This window comes from Alcanivorax sp. DSM 26293 (assembly GCF_900107995.1).
Taxonomy (GTDB): domain Bacteria; phylum Pseudomonadota; class Gammaproteobacteria; order Pseudomonadales; family Alcanivoracaceae; genus Alcanivorax.
Genome location: NZ_FNUM01000001.1, coordinates 652,165 through 673,381 on the forward strand (window position 1 = coordinate 652,165; position 21,217 = coordinate 673,381).

The window sequence follows — 21,217 nt, forward strand, 5'->3', positions numbered from 1 at the left end:
GGTTAGCCATTCTAAACACAATAGATTGAAGAGATAAGGTGGTATTCCCGGTTATCAAGGGCCCGGAACGAAAAACGGCCCCGCAAGGGGCCGTTTGGAGCGATCCTGTTAGCGTCGCGCACGGTAAATATAGGGCTGGGGATTCACCTGGGTACCATTTTTTAGCACTTCATAATGGATGTGCGGCCCCGTGGAACGGCCAGAACTGCCCACTTTGCCGATCACATCCCCGGTGCGGACAATCTCCCCGGCTTCTACCGAGAGTTCCTTGGCATGACCGTAGCGGGTAGAGATGCCATTGCCATGATTGATTTCCACCATCAGGCCATAACCTGAGCGGTCACCGGAGTAGGTGACCACACCGGCACCGGTAGCAATAATCGGCGTCCCTTCCTTGCCGGCAAAGTCCACCCCCTTGTGCCAGGCAACGCGGCCGGTGAACGGGTCGGAACGGCGCCCGAAACGGCTGGACATCCAGCCTTTGGCCAGCGGACGACCGGAAAGATAGGTCTGATCTTCGATCTGCTTGCCGGCCAACAGATTTTCGAGAATCTCCAGCTGACGCTCACGACGTTCCAGGGTCTCCGCCATCTGGTTCACGGCCTCCATAAAGGACGGCAATTCGTAGCTGGCACCCTCGTCCGAGCCTTCCGGCCCCCCCAGCCCTGGCACAGTGCTGAAGTCAAATTCCTCGCCATCAATATCCGCCACTTCCACCAGCCGCTCGCCCAACGCATCCAGTCGCACCAGGCGGGCCTGGGCCTGGGCCAGTTTCAGGGTCAGCGCCCGGAATTGTTCCTGACTGAGACGATCCAGCGATTCCAGGGCTTTCTGCTGTTCCTCCAGATGGGTGGAGAAACGTTCGGTCATTACTGGCGTATACTCAGGTTGCTCGCTGAGTTGCGATACCAGCAGGTAACCGCCAACGCCCGAGAGCAGCGGCACTACCACCAACACAGCAGCCAGCAGCCAGGGCCAATGACGGGGCACCGGCAGTGTTCGCGAATGGCCTCGCTTGCTGTTAATGACTAAGATATTCATAGATTCGTGTAACGCACCGACTAAAAATGAAATAATTCAAATAGTTGCACTGGTTTTCTTGATTATTTTTTACAATTGCAGGCTAGTCTAAGTAAAACCCATGAGCAAGACAACTTCTCCCAAAGCCCTGCTCGCTCTGCTGAGTGGTAACCCGACACTCTCCCGCCTGACCCGGGAGGCCCGGAAAGCGGCCAGCGATGACTCGCAGACTCCCGCTATGGCAGACCCTCTGGACTGCCTGCCGCCGGCCCTGCGTGAGCGTGTCACCCTGGTGGAAGACAGCCTGCGCTGGCTGGCCATTGCCGAAACCAGCGCCACCGCACAGCTGCTGCGCTTTCATTTACCGAAGCTACAACAGGCGTTGCCCGGCCAGCAGATCAAGATCATGGTCGGCGGCAAACGCCAGATGCATAGTAGCAATGTTCGTGCCAATCAACAGGACAAACCCAGATTGGCCAGAGAAAGTGCCAGGCAAATTGCGGATCTGGCGGACAGCATAGAGGATGAGGGTCTCAAAGCCTCCTTGCAACGGCTGGCCAGCCGCGGTGAATCCGAATAAATCTCGTGTCCCTGAAACGAAAAACCACCCGGCGGCGGGAGAACCGCCGGGTGGCAACAGGGTTTTTCGACGTTTGTACGGTACTGCTGAGTAACTACTCCGCCGCCGCCAACACCGGCCGCATGTAGGATACCGGGGCGTCGGTGGCATCTTCGAAGGTCACTACCTCGTAAGAATCCTCCTGACGGAGAATCTCGCGCAGCAAGGCATTATTGAGGGCATGGCCGGATTTGTGACCGATGAACTCGCCGATCAGGCTGTGCCCCAGCAGATACAGGTCGCCAATGGCATCCAGCATCTTGTGCTTGACGAATTCGTCCTCGTAACGCAACCCGTCCTCGTTGAGGATGCGATACTCATCCACCACGATGGCGTTATCGACACTACCGCCCAGCGCCAGGTTCTGGCTGCGCAGGAACTCGATATCGCGCATGAAGCCGAACGTCCGGGCCCGCGCCACTTCCTTCACGAACGAGGTCGTGGAGAAGTCGATGCTGGACACCTGATTGCGCTCTTCAAACACCGGGTGATCGAATTCGATGGAGAAGGTCACCTTGAAGCCATCAAAGGGAACGAAAGTCGCTGACTTGTCGCCCTCACGCACCGTCACTTCCTTCTTGATGCGGATGAACTTCTTGGCCGCTTCCTGCTCCTTGATGCCGGCAGACTGCAGCAGGAACACGAAAGGACCGGCACTGCCATCCATAATCGGCATTTCCGGCGCAGACAGCTCCACGAAAGCGTTGTCGATGCCGAGCCCGGCCATGGCGGACAGGAAATGCTCCACGGTACCGACCTTGACGCCGTCCTGAACCAGGGTCGACGACAGGGTGGTTTCACGGACCGCATCGGCTGACGCCTTGATCTCCACCACCGGGTCCAGGTCCACACGCCGGAACACGATACCGGTATTCACGGGTGCCGGGCGCACGGTCATGTAGACCTTTTCGCCGGTGTGAAGCCCCACGCCGGTGGCGCGGATCACGTTTTTCAGCGTTCGTTGTCTGATCATCAGTCTGTCACACAGCTGCGGGTATCCTGCAGGATACCGCTTTCCTCAACACAAAATTAGGGCCGAATTATACTGCAATGCCCAGATTTTGCACCTTTACGGCCAACCCGGCCGCCAGACCGTTAGTCGGCCTGACGACGGAGGAAGGTCGGGATATCGATGAAATCCAGATCTTCCGCGGTGTTCACCGCCTGCTGACCGCGGCCGCTGGCCGCCTGCTGGGCAGCGCGTTTGCGCTCCACGGCGGGGCGATCCAGGTCGCTGTAGTCCACCCGGCCATCCGCGGTAACGGGGGTCTGACGACCGCGTACCACTTTTAGTTCCTGCTGGGCAGCACCCAGGCCGGTGGCCACCACGGTGACGCTGATGTTGTCACCCATATCCGGGTCAATGGCAGTACCGATGATCACGTTGGCATCATCGCTGGCCAGCTCGCTGACAATGTCACCCACTTCAGAGAACTCGTCCAGGGCGATGGACTCGTTGGCGGTGATATTGATCAGGATACCGCGGGCGCCACGCAGGTCCACATCTTCCAGCAACGGGCTGGAAATGGCTGCCTGGGCCGCTTCTGCCGCCCGGCCTTCGCCGCTGGCAGTACCGGTACCCATCATGGCGGTACCCATTTCGCTCATCACGGTGCGCACGTCAGCGAAATCCACGTTGATCATGCCCGGGCGAACGATCAGATCGGCAATCCCTTTTACGGCACCCTGCAGCACTTCGTTGGCCGCCTTGAACGCATCCAGCAGGCTGGTGGAACCCCCGAGCACTGCTTGCAGCTTCTCGTTGGGAATGGTGATCAGGGAGTGAACGTGCTCTTTCAGCTCCTCGATACCTTCCTGGGCGGAGCGCATGCGCTTTTTGCCCTCGAAGGGGAACGGCTTGGTCACCACCGCCACGGTCAGGATACCCAGCTCCTTGGCGATTTCTGCCACCACCGGTGCCGCACCGGTGCCGGTGCCACCGCCCATGCCGGCGGTAACGAATACCATATCGGCACCGTCCAGCAGCTCGGCGATGCGGTCACGGTCTTCCATGGCGGACTGACGACCGATTTCCGGGTTTGCGCCTGCACCCAACCCCTTGGTCACCTGGCTGCCCAGCTGAATCACGGTTTTGGAGGAGGCATTTCGCAGTGCCTGGGCGTCGGTGTTGGCGCAGATAAAATCCACCCCTTCCACACCGGAACGCACCATGTGATCCACGGCGTTACCGCCGCCGCCACCGACACCTACCACTTTAATGACCGCGCCATGCGGTACGCTGTCTTCCAGTTTGAATTGCATGGTTGATCTCCCGTTATTGCTTCCCTGTTACTACTTTGAACGTTATTTAACGTCGAATTGTCCCGGTGATGTTGCCGCGGCCCGGAACTGCCGCTTCCGCTAAAACTGCCAACCGGCCCGAGAAACTAGAAGTTGCCCTTGAACCAGTTTTTGAAACGCTCTACCCAGTTCACTTCCCCGCCACCGGCAAGGGCGCGGGCACTGGTACCGTCTTTTTCCATGCGCTGGCCATACAGCAGCAGGCCCACCGCGGTGGAATAGATCGGGTTCCTGACCACGTCGGTGAGCCCGGAGATACCCTGCGGGGACCCCAGACGCACCGGCATGTGAAAGATTTCTTCGGCCAGATCCACCGCGCCCTCGATCTTGGAGGAGCCCCCGGTGAGCACGATGCCCCCGGGAATCAGATCCTCGAAGCCGGAGCGACGCAGCTCGGCCTGGATCAGGGTGAACAGTTCGTCGTAGCGAGGCTCTACCACCTCGGCCAGATTCTGGCGGCTGAGGGTACGGGGCGGCCGGTCGCCCACGCTGGGCACCTTGATGGTTTCGTCCGCACCGGCCAGCTGGGTCAGTGCGCAGGCGTACTTGATCTTGATTTCGTCCGCGTGCTGCTTGGGGGTCCGCAGGGCCATGGCGATATCGTTGGTCACCTGGTCCCCGGCAATGGGAATGTTGGCGGTGTGACGGATGGCCCCTTCGGTGAAGATGGCGATATCCGTGGTCCCGCCACCGATATCCACGATGCAGACACCCAGTTCACGCTCGTCTTCAGTGAGAACGGCGTGAGCACTCGCTAACTGCTCAAGAATGATGTCATCGACCTCCAGGTTGCAGCGGCGCACACATTTCTCGATGTTCTGGGCGGCGTTCACGGCGCAGGTCACCAGGTGCACCTTGGCCTCCAGGCGCACACCGCTCATGCCGATGGGCTCACGCACCCCTTCCTGGTTGTCCACCACATATTCCTGGGGCAGCACATGCAGGGTTTTCTGATCCGCCGGGATCGCCACGGCCTGGGCCGCGTCAATCACCCGGTCGATATCTGCCTGGGCCACTTCCCGGTCGCGGATGGCGACGATGCCGTGGGAATTGAGGCTGCGCACATGGGAACCGGCGATGCCCGCATACACCGTATGAATGTGGCAGCCAGCCATCAGCTCGGCCTCTTCCACCGCCCGCTGGATGGAGCGCACGGTGGCTTCGATATCCACCACCACACCCTTCTTCATCCCCCGGGACGGCTGGGAGCCGATACCGACGATTTCCATGGTGCCATCGGCGGATGACTGACCGACGATGGCCACCACCTTGGAGGTGCCAATGTCGAGTCCGACAATCATGTTTTCTGATGCGTTTGCCATGTCATCCATTCTCCTAAAACTAGCTTTGCTCGCCCCAGGTCACCGCCATGCCATCGGCATAACGCAGGTCGACCCGGGTTACCCGGCGGCTGTCCGTGCTCAGCACACCGCGATAGAGCCGCACAAAGCGGCGCAATTTGCTGGTGTACGCTTCACGGTCTACCACCAGCTGCATATCGTTGTTCAGGGTCAGTCGCGCGGTCAGTCGCGCGTTGACCTCCATACTGCGAATACCCAGGTCCACATCCGCCAGCATCTTGCCCATGCTGTGATAGAACCCCATCACTTCTTCCAGCCGCTGTTGCGGCCCGCTCAGCCGGGGCAATCCGGCCAGGTCGTACTGCTTGAGCGCCTTGAACGGCTCGCCGCTGTCCGAGATCAGCACGGTGTCATTCCACACCGCCACCGGGCGCCGCTCTTCCACGGTCAGCACCACGGTGTCGGGCCACTGCCGGCGAACGGAAACCCGTTCCACCCAGCTCAGGCCCTGTGCCTGCTGATAGATTTCCTCCAGCGGCACGGAAAAATAATTTTCGTCGCGAACCAGCGCCGCCAGGGCGGTCTGGATCTGCTGCTGACGGCGCACATCGGTGACACCATCCACTCCCACCTTGCGCACCGGATAACCATCCAGTGCCGCCGGCAGATAGATCACACCGACCAACAACACCGCCGCCACCGTTCCCACCAGCATCCAGGGCACCGCTGCCGCCAACCGCTCGCTGAGCGGTACGCCGGCTTTCTTCACCGGCTTGCGGCGGGCCCCGCGCGGGGTCACGGCCTGCTTAGCCATCACTCCGTTCCAGCGCATCCAGCAGGATTTCCCCCACCAGGGTGTCGAAATCCCGCCCGGCGGCCTTGGCTGCCATGGGTACCAGGGAGTGATCGGTCATTCCCGGTACCGTGTTCACTTCCAGCAACTGCCAGTGTCCCTGTTCGTCACGCATCACATCCACCCGGCCCCAGCCCCGGCAGCCCGCCACCCGGAAGGCGGTCAGAGCCAGTTGGCGCAGGGCCTGCTCATCGGCCTCATCCAACCCCGCCGGGCACAGATATTCAGTGCTGTTGGACTGGTACTTGGCTTCGAAGTCATAAAACGCATTGGGTGTCTTAAGGCGAATCGCCGGCAACGGCTCGTCGCCCAGGATGGCCACGGTGTATTCCGGGCCGTTCACCCAGGCTTCCACCAGCACATCGGAATCAAACTTTTCCGCTTCTTTCAGGGCCTGAGCCAGCTGCTCGGCGTTATCCGCCTTGGCCATGCCAATGGACGAGCCCTCATGGGCCGGCTTGATCATCAGCGGAAAGCCCAGGTCCATCTCATTACGGCCGGCCACATAAAACGCCGGGGTTGGCAAGCCGGCGCCTTTCCACAGTTGTTTGGTGCGCACCTTGTCCATGCCGATGGCGGAGGCCATCACCCCGGAACCGGTATAGGGGATGCCCAGGTGTTCCAGGACGCCCTGGATAACGCCGTCTTCACCGCCCCGGCCATGCAGGGCGATAAAGGCCGCATCAAACCCTTTCAGGGTATCCACGCTCTTGTGTGCCGGGTCCACCAGCTCGGCGATCAGCCCCAGATTGCGCAGCGCCTGATGGACCGCCGCACCACTTTTCAGTGACACGGGGCGCTCGGCGGAATTGCCGCCGGCCAGTACCGCTACCCGGCCAACGCTGGCCAGTTGCTTCTTCAGCAGCACCTTATCCACGCTTGGCGCCTCCCTGTTCAGCCAGTTCTTTTGCAATGGCTCCCACATTGCCGGCGCCCTGGGTCACCAGCAGATCACCGTCCTGCAGTTGGGTGGCCAGAATGTCGGCCAGCTTGGCCGGATCATCCACGAATACGGGCTCCACTCGCCCACGCTTGCGGATGCTGCGGCACAGGGCGCGAGCATCGGCCCCGGGGATCGGGTCTTCGCCGGCGCCATACACTTCCAGCATCAGCAACACATCCACCCCGGAGAGCACATCCACGAAATCCTCGTAAAGATCCTGGGTACGGGTATAACGGTGGGGCTGGAACAGCATGGCCAGACGACGACCCGGCCAGCCGGCACGGATGGCATCGATGGTGACAGCCACTTCGCTGGGGTGGTGACCATAGTCATCCACCAGAGTCGCGCTGCCACCGTCGAAGTGATATTCGCCTTGCACATCAAAGCGACGGCCAACACCGGTAAAGTTATTCAGGCCGCGAATAATGGCGTCATCGCTGGCGCCTTCATCGGCGGCCACGGCGATGGCCGCCAGAGCATTGAGCACGTTGTGCTTGCCAGGCATGTGCAGCACCACATCCAGCGGCTCACCTTCCTTGCGGATCACCCGGAAAGACGTGGTCATACCCTGTTGCTGCACGTTCTCCGCACGCAGATCCGCATCGTCACTGAAGCCGTAGCGGATCACCTGACGGTTCACCCGTGGCAGCAGCTTGCGCACCACCGGGTCATCCACGCACATGACTGCCACGCCATAGAACGGCAGGTTGTGCAGGAACTCGATAAAGGTGTTCTCCAGCTGGGCAAAGTCCCCGCCGTAGGTGTGCATGTGATCCGCTTCGATATTGGTCACGATGGCACTCATGGGCTGCAGGTGCAGGAAGCTGGCGTCGGATTCATCCGCTTCCGCCACCAGATAACGGCTCTGCCCCAGGCGCGCATTGGTGCCGGCGCTGTTCAATCGCCCGCCAATCACGAAGGTGGGGTCCATACCCGCCTCTGCCATGATGGCCGCGGTCATGGACGTCGTCGTGGTCTTGCCGTGGGTCCCGGCCACGGCAATGCCGTGACGGAAGCGCATCAGCTCTGCCAGCATCTGGGCCCGCGGTACCACCGGAATCCGGCGGGCATGGGCTTCCGCCACTTCCTCGTTTTCCGTGGTCACCGCCGTGGACGTTACCACCACGTCAGCGCCATCGATATTTTCTGCCCGGTGACCGATTTCCACCCGCACACCCAGGCCACGAAGACGCTCTACGACCGCCGATTCCTTGATGTCGCTACCGCTGATGGCATAGCCCTGATTGGCCAGCACCTCGGCGATGCCACACATGCCCACGCCGCCGATACCCACAAAGTGGATACCGCTGATGCGCCGCATCTCGGGGACGATATGGATGTTGTCGTTATCGGCCATTGGCCACCTCCTCACACAGCGTGGCCGCGCGCTCGGCGCTGTCGGCCACGGCCTGCTCGCGAGCCCGCTGCGCCATTTGCGCCAGCAACCCGCGTTCTGCAACCGGTTTCAATGTGCCCGCCAGGCTGGCGGCACTCATATCCCGCTGGGGCAACAACAGGGCCGCGCCCCGGTCTGACAGCCAGCGGGCATTCAATGTCTGATGATCGTCAACCGCCGTGGGCAGCGGCACGAACAGGGCCGCCACACCGGCGGCCGCTACTTCCGCCACGGTCAGCGCCCCGGCCCGGCAGATCACCAGATCCGCCCAGCCATAGGCTTCCGCCATGTCGTCAATAAATTCACTCACCCGGGCCTGCATGCCCAGCGCCTGGTAGATCGGCGCGGCTTCCCCGGTGCGACCGGCACCGCATTGGTGACGCACCTGAATTTCCCGGCCCAACACGGCCAGCAGCAGTTCCGGCAGATCCTGATTCAGCACCAGGGCCCCCTGGCTGCCGCCCAGAACCAACACCCGCAAGCCACCCTGATGCTGGGCATAGCGACGGGCCGGGTCGTCCAGATTGGCAATCTCGGCGCGTACCGGATTGCCCACCCAGCAGGCGCTCTGGGAGCCGAACGCTCCCTGGAAACCCTCCAGGGTGACGGTGGCCATTTTCGACAACAGCCGGTTGGTCAGCCCCGGCACCGCATTTTGTTCGTGGACCACCACCGGCACCTTGCAGAGGCGCGCAGCCAGGCCACCCGGGCCGCTGGCAAAACCGCCAAAGCCCACCGCCAGCAGGGGCTGACGCTGGCTGATCAGGTTGCGCGCCTGCCAGACCGCACGCAGCAGATTGAACGGCGCGGTAAGCTTGCGCTTGAGCCCGCCGCCACGCAGCCGGGAGACGGCCAGTTCGGCAATCTCGTAGCCGTACTGGCGCACCAGCTTGCCTTCCATACCGTTCTCGGCGCCCAGCCAGAGGATCCGGAAACCGCGCTCACGGAGTTGATCCGCCACTGCCAGTGCCGGGAACACATGCCCACCGGTGCCGCCTGCCATGATCAGGATGGTGCCACTCATCGTGCCGCCCTCCCTCTCGCTTTCAGCTGCTCGGCTTCTGACCCGGCGCGCAGGATCAAGCCCACCATGGCGGAGAAGATCAACAGTGATGAACCGCCATAACTGATAAACGGCAAGGTCAGGCCCTTGGTGGGCAGCAGCCCCATATTCACGCCCAGATTAATGAACACCTGGGAGCACATGACAAAGGCGCAACCGTAGACCACATAGGCGTGATACAGCAGACCGCGGGTTTCCAGGCTGTGACCCAGCCGGAACACGCGCCAGCCCAGCAGCACGAAGCCGCCGATCAGAGCAAGATTGCCCAGCAGCCCCAGCTCTTCCGCCATCACGGCGTAAACAAAATCCGTATGGGCTTCCGGCAGATAGAACAGCTTCTGCACACTGTTGCCCAGGCCTACGCCGCTCCAGTGCCCGCGGCCAAAGGCAATCAGGCTCTGGGTCAACTGGTACCCAGAACCGTATTGATCTGCCCAGGGATCGGTAAAGGTCATCAGACGTGCCACCCGGTAGGGCTCAGCAAACGCCACCAGCGCGCCCAGCGCCACCGCAGCCAGACCAATCAGCAGGAAGCGCAAGGTCGGCACACCGGAAAGAAACAGCATGCCCATGGCGGTGATACCCAGCACCACCACAGCCCCGAAGTCCGGCTCCAGCAGCAGCAGCACGGTCAACACGCCCAGCAACGCCAACGGCAGCAGGAAGGCTTTCCACTCGGTTTCCAGCGCCGCCTTGCGCTGGGCGATATAGCCTGCCAGATACAATACAAAGCACAGTTTGACGATTTCCGAGGCCTGAATGGTCAGGCCCGGCAGGGCAATCCAGCGGGTGGAACCATTCACGGTCCGTCCCAGCCCGGGAATAAACACCATCACCAGCACCACCAGAGCCACCGGCAGCATCAGGAAACGGAGCCGTTCCAGCAGCGCCAGCGGTACCGCGAAATAGACAAACGCCCCGGCCCCCAGGCCCAGTGCCAGGTAGATGCCATGACGCAGGGCGTAGTAGAACGGATCGCCCAGCCGGGTTTCAGCGATCTGCAGGCTGGCCGAGGAAACCATTACCAGGCCAGCCAGAGCCAGCAGGATGGCCGTCCACATCAGGGGCTTGTCCAGACCCCGGTTATCCAGCTTGAGGATCATGCGCTCAGTCATGGCACACCTCCCGGGCCCGGGCGGAAAAATCATCGCCACGGGCAACAAAGCTGGAATACATGTCAAAAGAGGCGCACGCCGGAGACAACAGCACCGCATCACCGGGCTGTGCCAGGGCATGGGCCCGGGTCACCGCGGCCTGCATGTCGGCCACCAATTCACAGGGTGCCGCCGACATGCCCTGAGCCAGGGTGCTGCGATCTTCGCCCATCAACAGACCGGCACGGAGGTACTGTCGCGCCGGCTCCGCCAGCGGCGAGAAATCCTGCCCCTTGCCCTGACCACCGGCGATCAGGATCACCTTGCCTTCAATGCTTTCACCGATCCCCGTCAGGGCCGCCAGGGTAGCTCCCACGTTGGTGGCCTTGGAATCGTTGAACCAGCGCACGCCCCCTGCTTCAGCCACCAGCTGGCAACGGTGCGGCAGACCGGTAAAGGCTTTCACGGTGGCCAGGGCCTTGTCCCGGTTCAGGGACAGGGCATCGCTGATCGCCAGCACGGCGAGAATATTCATGGCGTTGTGATGGCCGGTAAGTGCCAGTTCGGACAGGGACAACAGGGTATCGCCCCGATACAGCAGCTGCCCGGTTTCACTATCCAGCCGGTAGTCCGCCTCCGGGTGAGCCCCGAAGGTCACCTGCCGCGCCACCCCGGCAGGAGGGCGAGTGGCCAGATCATCCCGGTTCCACACTGCCACCTGGCAGCCATCGTAGATGCGCTGCTTGGCGGCCACGTAATCGGCAAAGCTGGCGTAACGATCCAGATGGTCCTGGGACACATTGAGGATGGTGGCCACTTCCGCACTCAGGCTGTAGGTGGTTTCCAGCTGGAAACTGGACAGCTCCAGCACATACAGGCGGGCCTTGTCGTCCAGCAGTTCCAGGGCGGGCACGCCCAGATTGCCGCCAATGCCCGGATTCATGCCGCAGGCATCCGCCACCTGCCCCAGCAGGGTCGTCACGGTACTCTTGGCATTGGAACCGGTAATTGCCACCAGCGGCTCGCTGGCGGCCCGGGCAAACAGCTCCACATCACCGATCACTTCCTTGCCGGCAACGACCTGCTCGGCAATGGCTGGTGTTGCCACGGCCACGCCGGGGCTGACGATCAGGCGACGGGCATTGTTCATCCAGCCGGACTTGAACCCGCCGGTATGAATTTTCACATTGGGGAATTCGGCGCGCAGCGCCTCCAGGCCGGCGGGCTCGGCACGGGTGTCCAGGGCGCGCACAGGCATCCCCTGGTCCGTCAGATAACGGATCACGGAACGCCCGGAAACTCCCAGGCCAATGACCAGATCAAACCCGTCTTTCGCCATAAAATTAACTCAATCCCCTATCGGATTTTCAGGGTCGCCAGACCCACCAGGACCAGAATTACGGTGATGATCCAGAAGCGCACGATGATCTTCGGCTCCGGCCATCCTTTCAGTTCAAAGTGGTGATGGATCGGCGCCATACGGAACACCCGCCGGCCGGTGAGCTTGAACGACCCCACCTGCAACATCACCGAGACGGTTTCCATCACGAACACCCCGCCCATGATGAACAGCACGATTTCCTGACGGACAATCACCGCCATCACACCCAGTACCGCGCCCAGGCCCAGCGCGCCCACATCGCCCATGAATACCTGGGCGGGATAGGCGTTGAACCACAGAAATCCGAGACCGGCACCACACAGGGCGGCGGAAATGATCACCAGCTCGCCGGCACCGGCCACATAGGGAATCTGCAGATACGGCGCGAATTCCGCATGCCCTCCGGCATAGGCGAAGATGCCCAGGGCACCGCCCACCAATACCGCGGGCATGATCGCCAGACCATCCAGGCCATCGGTCAGATTCACCGCGTTGCTGGTGCCGTTGATCACAAAATAGGTCAGCACGATGTAGAACCAGCCCATGTTGATGACCACATTCTTGAAGAAGGGCACGATCAACTGGGTTTCCACCGGGCTCTGGGCCGTGAAGTACAGGGCAAAGGCTGCCCCCAACGCACCCACGGACAACCACAGGTATTTCCAGCGGGCCGGCAGGCCGCGGGGATTCTTTTCCACCACCTTGCGCCAGTCATCCACCCAGCCCACGGCACCGAAGACGAACAGCACACCCAGGGTGATCCAGATAAAGCGGTTGCTCAGGTCAGCCCACAGCAGGGTGGAGATGACGATGGCAATGAGGATCAGCGCCCCGCCCATGGTGGGGGTGCCAGCCTTGCTCAGATGGCTCTTCGGGCCATCATCTCGAATGGCCTGACCCACCTGCTTTTCCTGCAGCTTGCGGATCATGATCGGGCCCACCCAGAAAGCGATAAACAGGGCCGTCAGTACGCTGAGAATGCCGCGCAGGGTGATGTACTGCACCACCAGGAAACCGCTATGAAATTCTGCCAGAAGCTCGGCCAGCCAAAGCAACATCAGTGTGCCCCCTGTTCCGGTTTTTGCGGGCCTGCGCCCATGATCAGTCGCTGCACCACCGCTTCCATACCGGCGCTACGTGAGCCTTTTACCAGCACGGTTCCACCCTGTTGCAGAACCTGGGCACTCCAGCTTGCCGCCTGCTGATCGTTTTCTGCCGTCATGGCACCGTCACCAAACCCTTTGGCGGCGGCACTGGCGCCGGTCATCACCACCAGGTCACTGATCCCCGCCTGGCGGGCATAGCCACCCAGCTCTTCGACCAGTTGCTCCGCCTGCGGCCCCAGTTCGCCCAGGGCGCCCAGCACCAGCATCTGCGGCGCCGGCTGGGCCGCCAGCCAGTCAATGGCAACACGCACGGAGCCGGGGTTGGCGTTATAGGTGTCATCCACCAGCACACCGCCGGCCAGGGAATGCAGATTCATGCGCCCGGGCACCGGTTTCAGCTGTGACAGCCGTGGCAGGACCTGGCCCAGGCTCACCCCCAGGGCGCGAACGGCGGCACAGGCCAGCAGGGCATTGCTGACCTGATGGGCACCGGGCAGGGGAACGGTCACCGCTTCGCCCAACGGCTGCAGCACAAATTCCACCCGGTCCTGATGGAGCTGGATATGCTCCGCATACAGATCTGCCGGCGCCTGACTGCCAACACGAATCAGGCGGAGGCCCGCCTTTTCAGCTTCAGCGGCAAAGAAATCAGCAAAACTGTCGTCATTGTTGATGATCGCCTGACCGCCAGCCTGGCAACCGCCAAAGATCTCCGCCTTGGCGTTGGCGATACCCTGCATGGAACCAAATCCTTCCAGGTGGGCGCCGGTCACATTGGTCACCAGCACCACCTTCGGCTTGGCCAGGGAACTGGTCCAGGCAATCTCACCGGGGGCATTGGCGCCCAGCTCAATGACCGCATAGCGGTGCTCGCCGGACAGACGCAGCAACGTCAGTGGCACACCGATGTCATTGTTGAAGTTGCCACGGGTGGCCAGGGTGCCCTCACCCAGCATGGCCGCCGCCATTTCCTTGACGGTGGTCTTGCCGGCATTGCCGGTCACGGCAAGTCGCTCAGAGGTAAACTGATCCGCGTAGCCGCTGGCCAGGCGCCCCAACGCCAGGCGGGTATCGACTACCTGCACGGCACTGGCAAAGTCATTCTGCTCCCGGTCCACCAGGGCAGCGACGGCGCCGCTGTCGGCAGCCTGGGCGAGAAAGTCATGGGCATCGAAACGCTCACCCTTCAGCGCCACAAACAGGCAGCCCGGCTCCATGTCACGGGTGTCGGTGACCACCGCATTCACTTTGCGGTCCTCCCCGATCAGGGTGCCACCGGTCCACTGGGCGATCTGCGACAACCACATCATGAGGCACCTCCCCGGGCGGTCAGCGCCTGGCGGGCAAGGTCTCTGTCATCACTGGGGTAACGCACGCCGTTAATTTCCTGATAATCCTCATGGCCCTTGCCAGCCAGCAGAATCACATCCCCTGGCTGGGCACGGTGGACGGTTTCCTGTACCGCTGCGGCACGATCCACGTTTTCGTGGACCGCCTGCGCATCGGTCAGGCCGGCACGCATCTGGTCAATAATGGTTTGCGGGTCTTCGCTGCGCGGGTTATCGCTGGTCAGCACCACGCTATCGGCAAACGTTTCCGCCACCGCTGCCATCTGCGGACGCTTGCCGGCATCCCTGTCGCCGCCACAGCCGATCACGCAGAACAAGCGGCCAGGGAAATGATCCCGACATGCCTGGAGGGCTTTTTCCAGCCCATCCGGGGTATGGGCATAATCGACGATCACCGTCGGACAGCCGTCGGCCTGCAGCGGTTCCATACGCCCCGGTACGGGCGTAATCGCAGCCAGCGCCCCACTCAACGCCTCGGCGGGCGTACCCTGGCCATGCAGGATGGCCGCCACGGCCATGACATTGCTGAGATTGAAATGACCGAACAGTGGCAGGCTCAACGACACCACCGTGCCACCAACAAACAGCTCGGCCGTAATCCCTTCTGCCGTGTATTGCAGAGACTCACAGCGCACGGTAGCGCCCTGCTGGCTACCGAACGTGACGCATCGAACGCCATTGGGCAGACAGGCAATCAGGGTCTGCGCCGCCGGATCATCACAGTTGATCACTGCCAGCTGCACCCCTTTTCGGGTGAACAGCATGGCCTTGGCGGCCAGGTACGATTCCATATCACCGTGGTAATCGAGATGGTCCCGGCTCAGATTGCTGAATACCGCCGTGCTGACCAGGGTGCCACCGAGACGGTTCTGATCCAGGGCATGGGAAGAAATTTCCATGGCCACGGTATCGGCGCCGGCATCACGGACTGCTGCCAGCCCGGCCTGCAGGGTGATCGGGTCCGGCGTGGTATGACCCGTGGTCTGCTCCTGCCCTTTCAGCCCCAGCCCCAGGGTGCCCACCAGGGCACAGCGGTGACCCAATGCGTTCAGGGCATCGCGCAGGAACCAGGTAATGCTGGTCTTGCCATTGGTGCCGGTCACACCGGTGATGCGCAAGCGGCTGGCCGGCTCGCCGAACCAGCGCGCGGCCAGATCCGCCACCCCCCGGGCCAGCCCGGGCAGATTCACGCGCGGCACAGTTTCCTGCAGGTCCACGGAAAAGGTCTCCGCGTCCGCCAGCACCACGGCGGCACCGGCACTGATAGCCTGGCTGATGAAATGACGGCCATCGCTGGTCACACCGGGCACGGCCACAAACGCCTCACCGGACTGGAGCCGACGGCTGTCCAGCTGCAGACCTGAAATGGCAAGACCTGCCACTTGGGCAGGCAGGTTGTGCTCGGGGAGCAGTTGCTGGAGGCGCATCATGAGCGATCCTCCGTATCCGGGCCACCGGCCAGCAGCCCTTCAGGCTTGTCCGGTGGCACGTGCAAGGTCCGCAATACCCCGCCCATGATGCGTGAAAAGGCCGGTGCAGCGACCAGGCCGCCATAGTAGGCATCGCTACGCGGGTCATCGATGACGACCACAGTGACAATACGAGGATCCGTGGCCGGCGCCAGGCCAGCAAACAGACCGATATAACTGTCATCCGCATACCCACCGGAAATCACCTTGTGCACCGTGCCGGTTTTGCCGGCCACCTGGTAACCCGGCACTTGAGCGCGGCTGGCGGTACCCACCTGGCTGACCACGGTTTCCAGCATTTGCACCAGCTGCCGGGCAACCTGCTTGCCAAGCACCTGTTGCCCGGCGGGTTTGTCTTTCACTTTCTTCAGGGTCAACGGCACCTTGACGCCATCATTGGCAATGACCGCATAGGCCTGTGCCAGCTGCACCGCAGATACACTCAAACCATAGCCATAGGAAAGTGCGGCCCGCTCCACGTCCCGCCAGTGGCTCCGCAAAGGCAGCATGCCATTGCTTTCACCCGGAAAATCAATGGCGGTCGCCTCGCCAAACCCGAAACGCTCCAGATAGGTGGGCAAGGCCAGCGGCTCCATGGCCAGCGCCAATTTGCTGGTGCCGATATTCGAGCTTTTGGTGAGCACAGTGGTGATATCAATGATCCCGTAATCACGGTGATCACGAATGGTCTTGCTGCCCACACGCATGGTGCCCGGGTGGGTATTAATGGTTGTGGACGGGGTGACCATACCCATCTCCATGGCCGCCGCCACGGTAAAGGGCTTCATGGTGGAACCGGGCTCAAACAGGTCGGTCACCGCCCGGTTACGCAGCGCGGCGGTATCCAGGTTGCCACGATTATTGGGGTTGTAAGCGGGCTGGTTCACCATGGCCAGCACTTCGCCGGTGCGCACATCCAGCACCACCGCGCTACCGCCCTTGGCCTTGAATTGCTGCACGGCACTCAGCAGCTCCCGGTACGCCAGATACTGAAGACGCAGGTCGATACTCAACGTCACATCTTCACCGGGCTGGGCCGGCTCCAGCACTTCAATATCCTGGATCACCCGACCCAGCAGATCGCGCACCACCTTCTTGCGACCGGACTGGCCGGACAGGTGGGACTCCAGGGACAGCTCGACCCCCTCCTGGCCCTGATCATCGATGTTGGTGAACCCCACCACATGGCTGGTCACTTCGCCCGCCGGGTAGTAACGGCGGTATTCGGTCAGCGAATGGATGCCGGGGATATTCAGATCGAGCACCGCCTTGGCCGCTTCCGGCGCCATGCCACGGCCAAGATAGATGAATTCCCGGGATTCGTGCCGACGGACCTTGCGGGCAAACTCCTGCTGGCTGAGCACCGGGTTTCCCGCCAGCCGGGTCCATTGCTCCTGATTCTCCAGGGCTTCACGGGGATTGGCCCAAAGCGTCACCACCGGTGTACTCACCGCCAGAGGGCGCCCACCTCGATCACGAATCACGCCCCGGTGCGCCGCCAATGGCTCCACACGCAGATTGCGAATATCCCCCTGATGCGCAAGGAAATCATGCTGCAGCACTTGCAGATCCACCGCCCGCACCACCAACACACAGGCACACACCAACCAGAAACCCAGCACAAAGCGCCAGCGCATCTGGTGATTGGGTTGCCGTGTCTTGCGAGCCTGGCGTTTCATGGCCGGATCAGCACTCTCTCATCGGTTTTCGGTAATTTCATTCCCAGCTCCTCGCGAGCCAGGCGCTCCACCCGTGCATAGCTGCCCCAGGTGCTGTGCTCCAACAGCAACTGACTCCACTGGCTTTCCAGTCGAGTCTGCTGCTGCTGTAATTTCTGGCTCTCGTCGGTGAGTCGACGGGCCTCGTGAACGCTGTAACTCACTGCCAGCGCGGAGATCACGATCAGCACCACCAGGGTGCGGATCAGCCAGGGGGCACTCATGCCACCTTCTCCGCCACTCGCAGTACCGCACTGCGCGAGCGCACATTCACTTTCAACTCGGCCTTGCTGGCGCGAATGGCCTTGCCAACCGGCTCCAGCCGCTGCGGCATTTCATCGCCCAACGGCAAACCACCGCGCCCCTTGGGTGCCCGGCCGGAGTGATCGCGAATGAACAGCTTCACGATCCGGTCTTCCAGAGAATGGAAGCTGATAATGGCGAGACGCCCGCCGATGGCGAGCGTCTCCAGGGACTGTTCGAGCACTTTGTTCAGCGCATCCAGCTCCCCGTTTATATGTATTCTCAACGCCTGAAAACTGCGCGTGGCCGGGTGTTTGCCCGGCTCACCACGGCCGATGGCCGATTCGATCAGATCAGCAAGCTGCAAGGTACGTGTGATCGGCTGCTCCACCCGCTCCTCACAGATCCGCCGGGCAATTCGCCGCGACTTACGCTCATCGCCGTAGCGGTACAACACATTGGCGATGTCCTGCTCCTCGGCCCGGGCCAGCCACTGCGCCACGCTTTCCCCTCGAGTGGGATCCATGCGCATATCCAGCGGCCCGTCTCGCAGGAAGCTGAAACCACGGGCGGCATCATCCAGTTGCGGTGACGACACACCCAGATCCAGCAATAGCCCATCAATGGGTCGCCCGGCTTCGGCCACCACCTCGGGCAGGCAGTCAAAGCGGTTGGCGATTATCCGGAAACGATCATCTTCCGACGCCAACTGCTCGCCTGCGGCAACAGCCTGGGGATCACGATCGATACCGGCCAAGCGGCCCTGGCGATCCAGTTTTTCCAGCAGCGCACGACTGTGGCCCCCTCGCCCGAAGGTGCCGTCGACATAAAATCCATCACCACGGCTGAACCACATATCCAGTACCTCTTCCAGCATGACTGGCTGGTGTTCGTACTGCGCGCCTTTGTCGGTCATCAGAAAGACAGCTCCTGGACGCTTTCCGGCAATGCCTCCGGATCCAGGGTGCCATCCTCTTCCAACCAGCTTTCTGCTTTCCAGATTTCAAAACGGTGCATTTGACCGATCAGCATGGCCTGCTTCTCCAGGCCGATCGCCGCCCGCAACTCCGGCGGCACCAGCAGCCGGCCATTGCTATCCATATCGATTTCAACCGCCTGGCCAAGAAAACGGCGTTTCAACTGGCGTACCTGCGGGCTGGAGTCTCTCTGCGCAGACAGCTTGCCGGCGGTTTCCATAAATTCATCACGGGGGTAAAGCGCGAGACATTCGTCATAAGGGTGACGGGTAAGCACAAGCTGGCCGCCGCAGGCTTCGTTTAACGAAGCGCGATAGCGGGTCGGCATGGTGAGCCGCCCCTTGGCATCCAGATTGAGTGATGTGCTCCCAGTAAACACTGGCCGTCCTCATGCTCGATTGTTTGGTTCCTTCCCGGGGCTCTTGTTGCCCCACTTCGCGACACCGGCCGCCAAGAAAATCCCACTTTTTCCCACTTTTCACCACATTGGGACACTCTAGGGCCACTGCGAACACCAAGTCAAGCGTGAGCACCCGGTCAAACGTAAAAGAATTTCCAGACAAATCAGCCTGTTAGCGGTATCACAGAGAATGAACAAAGGGATGAACGGAGGGAGTTTCGAGACGAATCAGAGCGCTGGAACGCGCAAGTGAGAAAGCACTTTAAGTGTTAGACGGATTAGTTATTACTAACTTTGTTTATATTCCATACCTAAATGATTAGGCCTTGTTCGGACACGGGCCAGCGACAGGATTGACGACCCGGCAGGCCGACGCCGCCCCCAGTGCCATCAACCCGATCGGAAAAGCGCAGCACATGTTGGTCATTGTCGAGACAGAGGGATTGATCTGCGCCAACCTCCAGGCTGCAAGCACGGCAAGTCCGAGGTCTTCGCATGATTGGACAACGAGCGGGACCAAGAAGAGAAGGTATTACAAGGAGCGAGCCACGAGTCACGAAAGGCAAAACCCGTCTTGGGTTTCGCTTCTCGCAACTCGCGCATCGTTACTGAATAAAGTGGATCGGTCGATAAGCCGGGTTCTGTCGTGGACAGTCATTCATCTCGGGCTTGCGTCGCCACAAACCTCTAGCAACCTACCCGGATCCAGCGCGGGCCACGCCATAGGATCCCTATTTGGTCTTGCTCCGGGTGGGGTTTACCCTGCCACCACTGTTGCCAGCGGCGCGGTGCGCTCTTACCGCACCTTTTCACCCTTACCGGTTCCGACACGAGGAAGGAACAGGCGGTATCTTCTCTGTGGCACTAGCCGTAGCCACACCGTCACCAGTGTGGCCCCCAGGCGTTACCTGGCACCCTGCCCTGTGGAGCCCGGACTTTCCTCCAGCGGCTACGCCGCCAGCGACTGTCTGACCGATCCGGGGCGGAGTCTAAACAGTTAATAATTAATAGTGAATAATTAATAGCTGCGCGGACCGGGTTTTCTGATCTTGAAACGCAAGAGGCCGCGCGCCCTAACGTTGAGCGCGGCCTCTTGTGCCTGAAAAACGACCAAACCGGATCGCGAGTTATTCATTATTAACTATTAATTATTCATTGCCTCTAACAGCGCATACACCGCCTGCCGTTTCAGGCCGGTATGGGCGGCCATGATTTTCGCCACCCGGGACACCGGCAATTCCGCCAGCAGGGACGTTGCCAGGGCCTGATCCCGCTCACTCCAGTCGGCGGTTTGCGCGCAAGGCGACAACACCAGCACCAGCTCGCCGCGTTGCTGGTTGCGATCTGATGCCACCCAGTCACAGATATCCGCCACGGCTCCCATGCGAATGGTCTCAAATTGCTTGGTCAGCTCACGACAGAGCGAGATTTCACGATCTTTTTCAACCAAGGGCGTTAGCGCCTCGAGGAAGGAAAGCACCCGATGGGGAGCTTCGTAGATAATACTTGTGACTGACAGCCCTGCCAGGCGCTCGATGGCCTGCTGACGGGGCGCTCCCTTGGCAGGCACAAAACCCTCGAAAAGAAAACGGTCAGACGGCTGCCCCGCCGCGGCTAACGCTGCCAGCAGTGCCGACGCACCGGGAATCGGCACCACCCGCACACCGGCCTGATGGCAGGCGCGCACCAGACGGTAGCCGGGATCACTGACCAGTGGCGTGCCCGCATCACTGATCAGGGCGCCCTGCTCACCTGACTGCAAACGAGCCACCAACTCTTCGCTGCGGGCACTTTCATTGTGATCATGACAGCTGATCAAGCGACTGCGGATTCCCAGCTGCTCCAGCATGCGCTGACTGTGCCGGGTATCCTCTGCAGCCACCCAGTCGACCTCATCCAGTACCGCTATAGCCCGACGACTGATGTCATCCAGATTTCCGATCGGCGTACTGACAATATACAAAGTTCCACTCATATCTGTGCA

Annotated in this window: 19 protein-coding genes and 1 other RNA gene; 1 reads left to right on the top strand and 19 read right to left on the bottom strand. The window is 61.3% G+C overall.

Going from position 1 to position 21,217, the window contains the following annotated elements; genetic code table 11:
* Window positions 1-108: 108 nt before the first annotated feature.
* Window positions 109-1,041 carry a M23 family metallopeptidase gene (locus C4S63_RS02895; protein ID WP_103916648.1) on the bottom strand — a complete coding sequence of 311 codons (933 nt, stop codon included), beginning with the start codon at window positions 1,039-1,041 and terminating at the stop codon, window positions 109-111.
* Window positions 1,042-1,141: 100 nt separating this feature from the next.
* Between C4S63_RS02895 and C4S63_RS02900 the strand changes: the two genes are divergently transcribed.
* Window positions 1,142-1,600: a hypothetical protein gene (locus C4S63_RS02900; protein ID WP_103916649.1), complete on the top strand. Its 459-nt coding sequence runs from the start codon at window positions 1,142-1,144 to the stop codon at window positions 1,598-1,600.
* Window positions 1,601-1,694: 94 nt separating this feature from the next.
* Here C4S63_RS02900 and lpxC read toward each other — a convergent pair whose 3' ends face one another.
* From lpxC to rsmI, 18 genes are all read right to left on the bottom strand, one after another.
* Window positions 1,695-2,612: a UDP-3-O-acyl-N-acetylglucosamine deacetylase gene (gene lpxC, locus C4S63_RS02905; protein WP_062816730.1), complete on the bottom strand. Its 918-nt coding sequence runs from the start codon at window positions 2,610-2,612 to the stop codon at window positions 1,695-1,697.
* 122 nt (window positions 2,613-2,734) lie between these two features.
* The gene (gene ftsZ, locus C4S63_RS02910) at window positions 2,735-3,901 is read right to left on the bottom strand and encodes a cell division protein FtsZ (protein ID WP_063509391.1); all 1,167 of its coding nucleotides are present in this window, start codon (window positions 3,899-3,901) and stop codon (window positions 2,735-2,737) included.
* 125 nt (window positions 3,902-4,026) lie between these two features.
* Window positions 4,027-5,262: a cell division protein FtsA gene (ftsA, locus tag C4S63_RS02915; RefSeq protein WP_062816838.1), complete on the bottom strand. Its 1,236-nt coding sequence runs from the start codon at window positions 5,260-5,262 to the stop codon at window positions 4,027-4,029.
* A gap of 19 nt (window positions 5,263-5,281) precedes the next feature.
* Complete coding sequence (locus tag C4S63_RS02920; RefSeq protein ID WP_062816728.1) at window positions 5,282-6,055, bottom strand: cell division protein FtsQ/DivIB; 774 nt, start codon at window positions 6,053-6,055, stop codon at window positions 5,282-5,284.
* Entirely contained in the window at window positions 6,048-6,971 is a 924-nt protein-coding gene (locus C4S63_RS02925) for a D-alanine--D-alanine ligase (protein ID WP_103916650.1), read from the bottom strand. The genes C4S63_RS02920 and C4S63_RS02925 overlap by 8 nt, the downstream gene beginning before the upstream one ends.
* Window positions 6,964-8,394: a UDP-N-acetylmuramate--L-alanine ligase gene (gene murC / locus C4S63_RS02930; RefSeq protein WP_103916651.1), complete on the bottom strand. Its 1,431-nt coding sequence runs from the start codon at window positions 8,392-8,394 to the stop codon at window positions 6,964-6,966. Before murC ends, C4S63_RS02925 begins: the two co-directional genes overlap by 8 nt.
* Window positions 8,384-9,457: an undecaprenyldiphospho-muramoylpentapeptide beta-N-acetylglucosaminyltransferase gene (gene murG / locus C4S63_RS02935; RefSeq protein ID WP_103916652.1), complete on the bottom strand. Its 1,074-nt coding sequence runs from the start codon at window positions 9,455-9,457 to the stop codon at window positions 8,384-8,386. Before murG ends, murC begins: the two co-directional genes overlap by 11 nt.
* On the bottom strand, window positions 9,454-10,611 hold the full coding sequence (ftsW, locus tag C4S63_RS02940) for a putative lipid II flippase FtsW (protein ID WP_062816724.1): 1,158 nt from the start codon (window positions 10,609-10,611) through the stop codon (window positions 9,454-9,456). The genes murG and ftsW overlap by 4 nt, the downstream gene beginning before the upstream one ends.
* Window positions 10,604-11,929 (bottom strand): UDP-N-acetylmuramoyl-L-alanine--D-glutamate ligase, encoded by a 1,326-nt coding sequence (murD, locus tag C4S63_RS02945; RefSeq protein WP_063508881.1) that lies wholly within the window; start codon window positions 11,927-11,929, stop codon window positions 10,604-10,606. The genes ftsW and murD overlap by 8 nt, the downstream gene beginning before the upstream one ends.
* A 17-nt stretch (window positions 11,930-11,946) precedes the next feature.
* Entirely contained in the window at window positions 11,947-13,029 is a 1,083-nt protein-coding gene (mraY, locus tag C4S63_RS02950; RefSeq protein WP_062816722.1) for a phospho-N-acetylmuramoyl-pentapeptide-transferase, read from the bottom strand.
* Entirely contained in the window at window positions 13,029-14,387 is a 1,359-nt protein-coding gene (gene murF, locus C4S63_RS02955; RefSeq protein ID WP_103916653.1) for a UDP-N-acetylmuramoyl-tripeptide--D-alanyl-D-alanine ligase, read from the bottom strand. The genes mraY and murF overlap by 1 nt, the downstream gene beginning before the upstream one ends.
* Complete coding sequence (locus C4S63_RS02960) at window positions 14,384-15,856, bottom strand: UDP-N-acetylmuramoyl-L-alanyl-D-glutamate--2,6-diaminopimelate ligase (RefSeq protein ID WP_103916654.1); 1,473 nt, start codon at window positions 15,854-15,856, stop codon at window positions 14,384-14,386. Before C4S63_RS02960 ends, murF begins: the two co-directional genes overlap by 4 nt.
* Complete coding sequence (locus tag C4S63_RS02965) at window positions 15,853-17,574, bottom strand: penicillin-binding protein 2 (RefSeq protein ID WP_103916655.1); 1,722 nt, start codon at window positions 17,572-17,574, stop codon at window positions 15,853-15,855. Before C4S63_RS02965 ends, C4S63_RS02960 begins: the two co-directional genes overlap by 4 nt.
* Window positions 17,571-17,837: a cell division protein FtsL gene (gene ftsL / locus C4S63_RS02970; protein WP_062816718.1), complete on the bottom strand. Its 267-nt coding sequence runs from the start codon at window positions 17,835-17,837 to the stop codon at window positions 17,571-17,573. Before ftsL ends, C4S63_RS02965 begins: the two co-directional genes overlap by 4 nt.
* A complete protein-coding gene (rsmH, locus tag C4S63_RS02975) occupies window positions 17,834-18,772 on the bottom strand; it encodes a 16S rRNA (cytosine(1402)-N(4))-methyltransferase RsmH (RefSeq protein ID WP_062816717.1) in 939 nt (312 codons plus the stop codon). Before rsmH ends, ftsL begins: the two co-directional genes overlap by 4 nt.
* Window positions 18,772-19,212, bottom strand: coding sequence for a division/cell wall cluster transcriptional repressor MraZ (mraZ, locus tag C4S63_RS02980; RefSeq protein WP_062816716.1), 441 nt, complete (start codon window positions 19,210-19,212; stop codon window positions 18,772-18,774). Before mraZ ends, rsmH begins: the two co-directional genes overlap by 1 nt.
* Before the next feature lie 635 nt (window positions 19,213-19,847).
* An RNA gene (rnpB, locus tag C4S63_RS02985) (RNase P RNA component class A) lies at window positions 19,848-20,213 on the bottom strand.
* A 164-nt stretch (window positions 20,214-20,377) separates the two neighbouring features.
* Window positions 20,378-21,208, bottom strand: coding sequence for a 16S rRNA (cytidine(1402)-2'-O)-methyltransferase (rsmI, locus tag C4S63_RS02990; protein ID WP_063508877.1), 831 nt, complete (start codon window positions 21,206-21,208; stop codon window positions 20,378-20,380).
* Window positions 21,209-21,217 lie beyond the last annotated feature (9 nt).

Excerpts from the sequence above, each read along its gene's own strand:
- C4S63_RS02895 (WP_103916648.1), bottom strand. The coding sequence starts at position 1,041 with ATGAATATCTTAGTCATTAACAGCAAGCGAGGCCATTCGCGAACACTG.
- C4S63_RS02900 (WP_103916649.1), top strand. The coding sequence starts at position 1,142 with ATGAGCAAGACAACTTCTCCCAAAGCCCTGCTCGCTCTGCTGAGTGGT.
- lpxC (WP_062816730.1), bottom strand. The coding sequence starts at position 2,612 with ATGATCAGACAACGAACGCTGAAAAACGTGATCCGCGCCACCGGCGTG.
- ftsZ (WP_063509391.1), bottom strand. The coding sequence starts at position 3,901 with ATGCAATTCAAACTGGAAGACAGCGTACCGCATGGCGCGGTCATTAAA.
- ftsA (WP_062816838.1), bottom strand. The coding sequence starts at position 5,262 with ATGGCAAACGCATCAGAAAACATGATTGTCGGACTCGACATTGGCACC.
- C4S63_RS02920 (WP_062816728.1), bottom strand. The coding sequence starts at position 6,055 with ATGGCTAAGCAGGCCGTGACCCCGCGCGGGGCCCGCCGCAAGCCGGTG.
- murC (WP_103916651.1), bottom strand. The coding sequence starts at position 8,394 with ATGGCCGATAACGACAACATCCATATCGTCCCCGAGATGCGGCGCATC.
- murG (WP_103916652.1), bottom strand. The coding sequence starts at position 9,457 with ATGAGTGGCACCATCCTGATCATGGCAGGCGGCACCGGTGGGCATGTG.
- ftsW (WP_062816724.1), bottom strand. The coding sequence starts at position 10,611 with ATGACTGAGCGCATGATCCTCAAGCTGGATAACCGGGGTCTGGACAAG.
- murD (WP_063508881.1), bottom strand. The coding sequence starts at position 11,929 with ATGGCGAAAGACGGGTTTGATCTGGTCATTGGCCTGGGAGTTTCCGGG.
- mraY (WP_062816722.1), bottom strand. The coding sequence starts at position 13,029 with ATGTTGCTTTGGCTGGCCGAGCTTCTGGCAGAATTTCATAGCGGTTTC.
- murF (WP_103916653.1), bottom strand. The coding sequence starts at position 14,387 with ATGATGTGGTTGTCGCAGATCGCCCAGTGGACCGGTGGCACCCTGATC.
- C4S63_RS02960 (WP_103916654.1), bottom strand. The coding sequence starts at position 15,856 with ATGATGCGCCTCCAGCAACTGCTCCCCGAGCACAACCTGCCTGCCCAA.
- C4S63_RS02965 (WP_103916655.1), bottom strand. The coding sequence starts at position 17,574 with ATGAAACGCCAGGCTCGCAAGACACGGCAACCCAATCACCAGATGCGC.
- ftsL (WP_062816718.1), bottom strand. The coding sequence starts at position 17,837 with ATGAGTGCCCCCTGGCTGATCCGCACCCTGGTGGTGCTGATCGTGATC.
- rsmH (WP_062816717.1), bottom strand. The coding sequence starts at position 18,772 with ATGACCGACAAAGGCGCGCAGTACGAACACCAGCCAGTCATGCTGGAA.
- rsmI (WP_063508877.1), bottom strand. The coding sequence starts at position 21,208 with ATGAGTGGAACTTTGTATATTGTCAGTACGCCGATCGGAAATCTGGAT.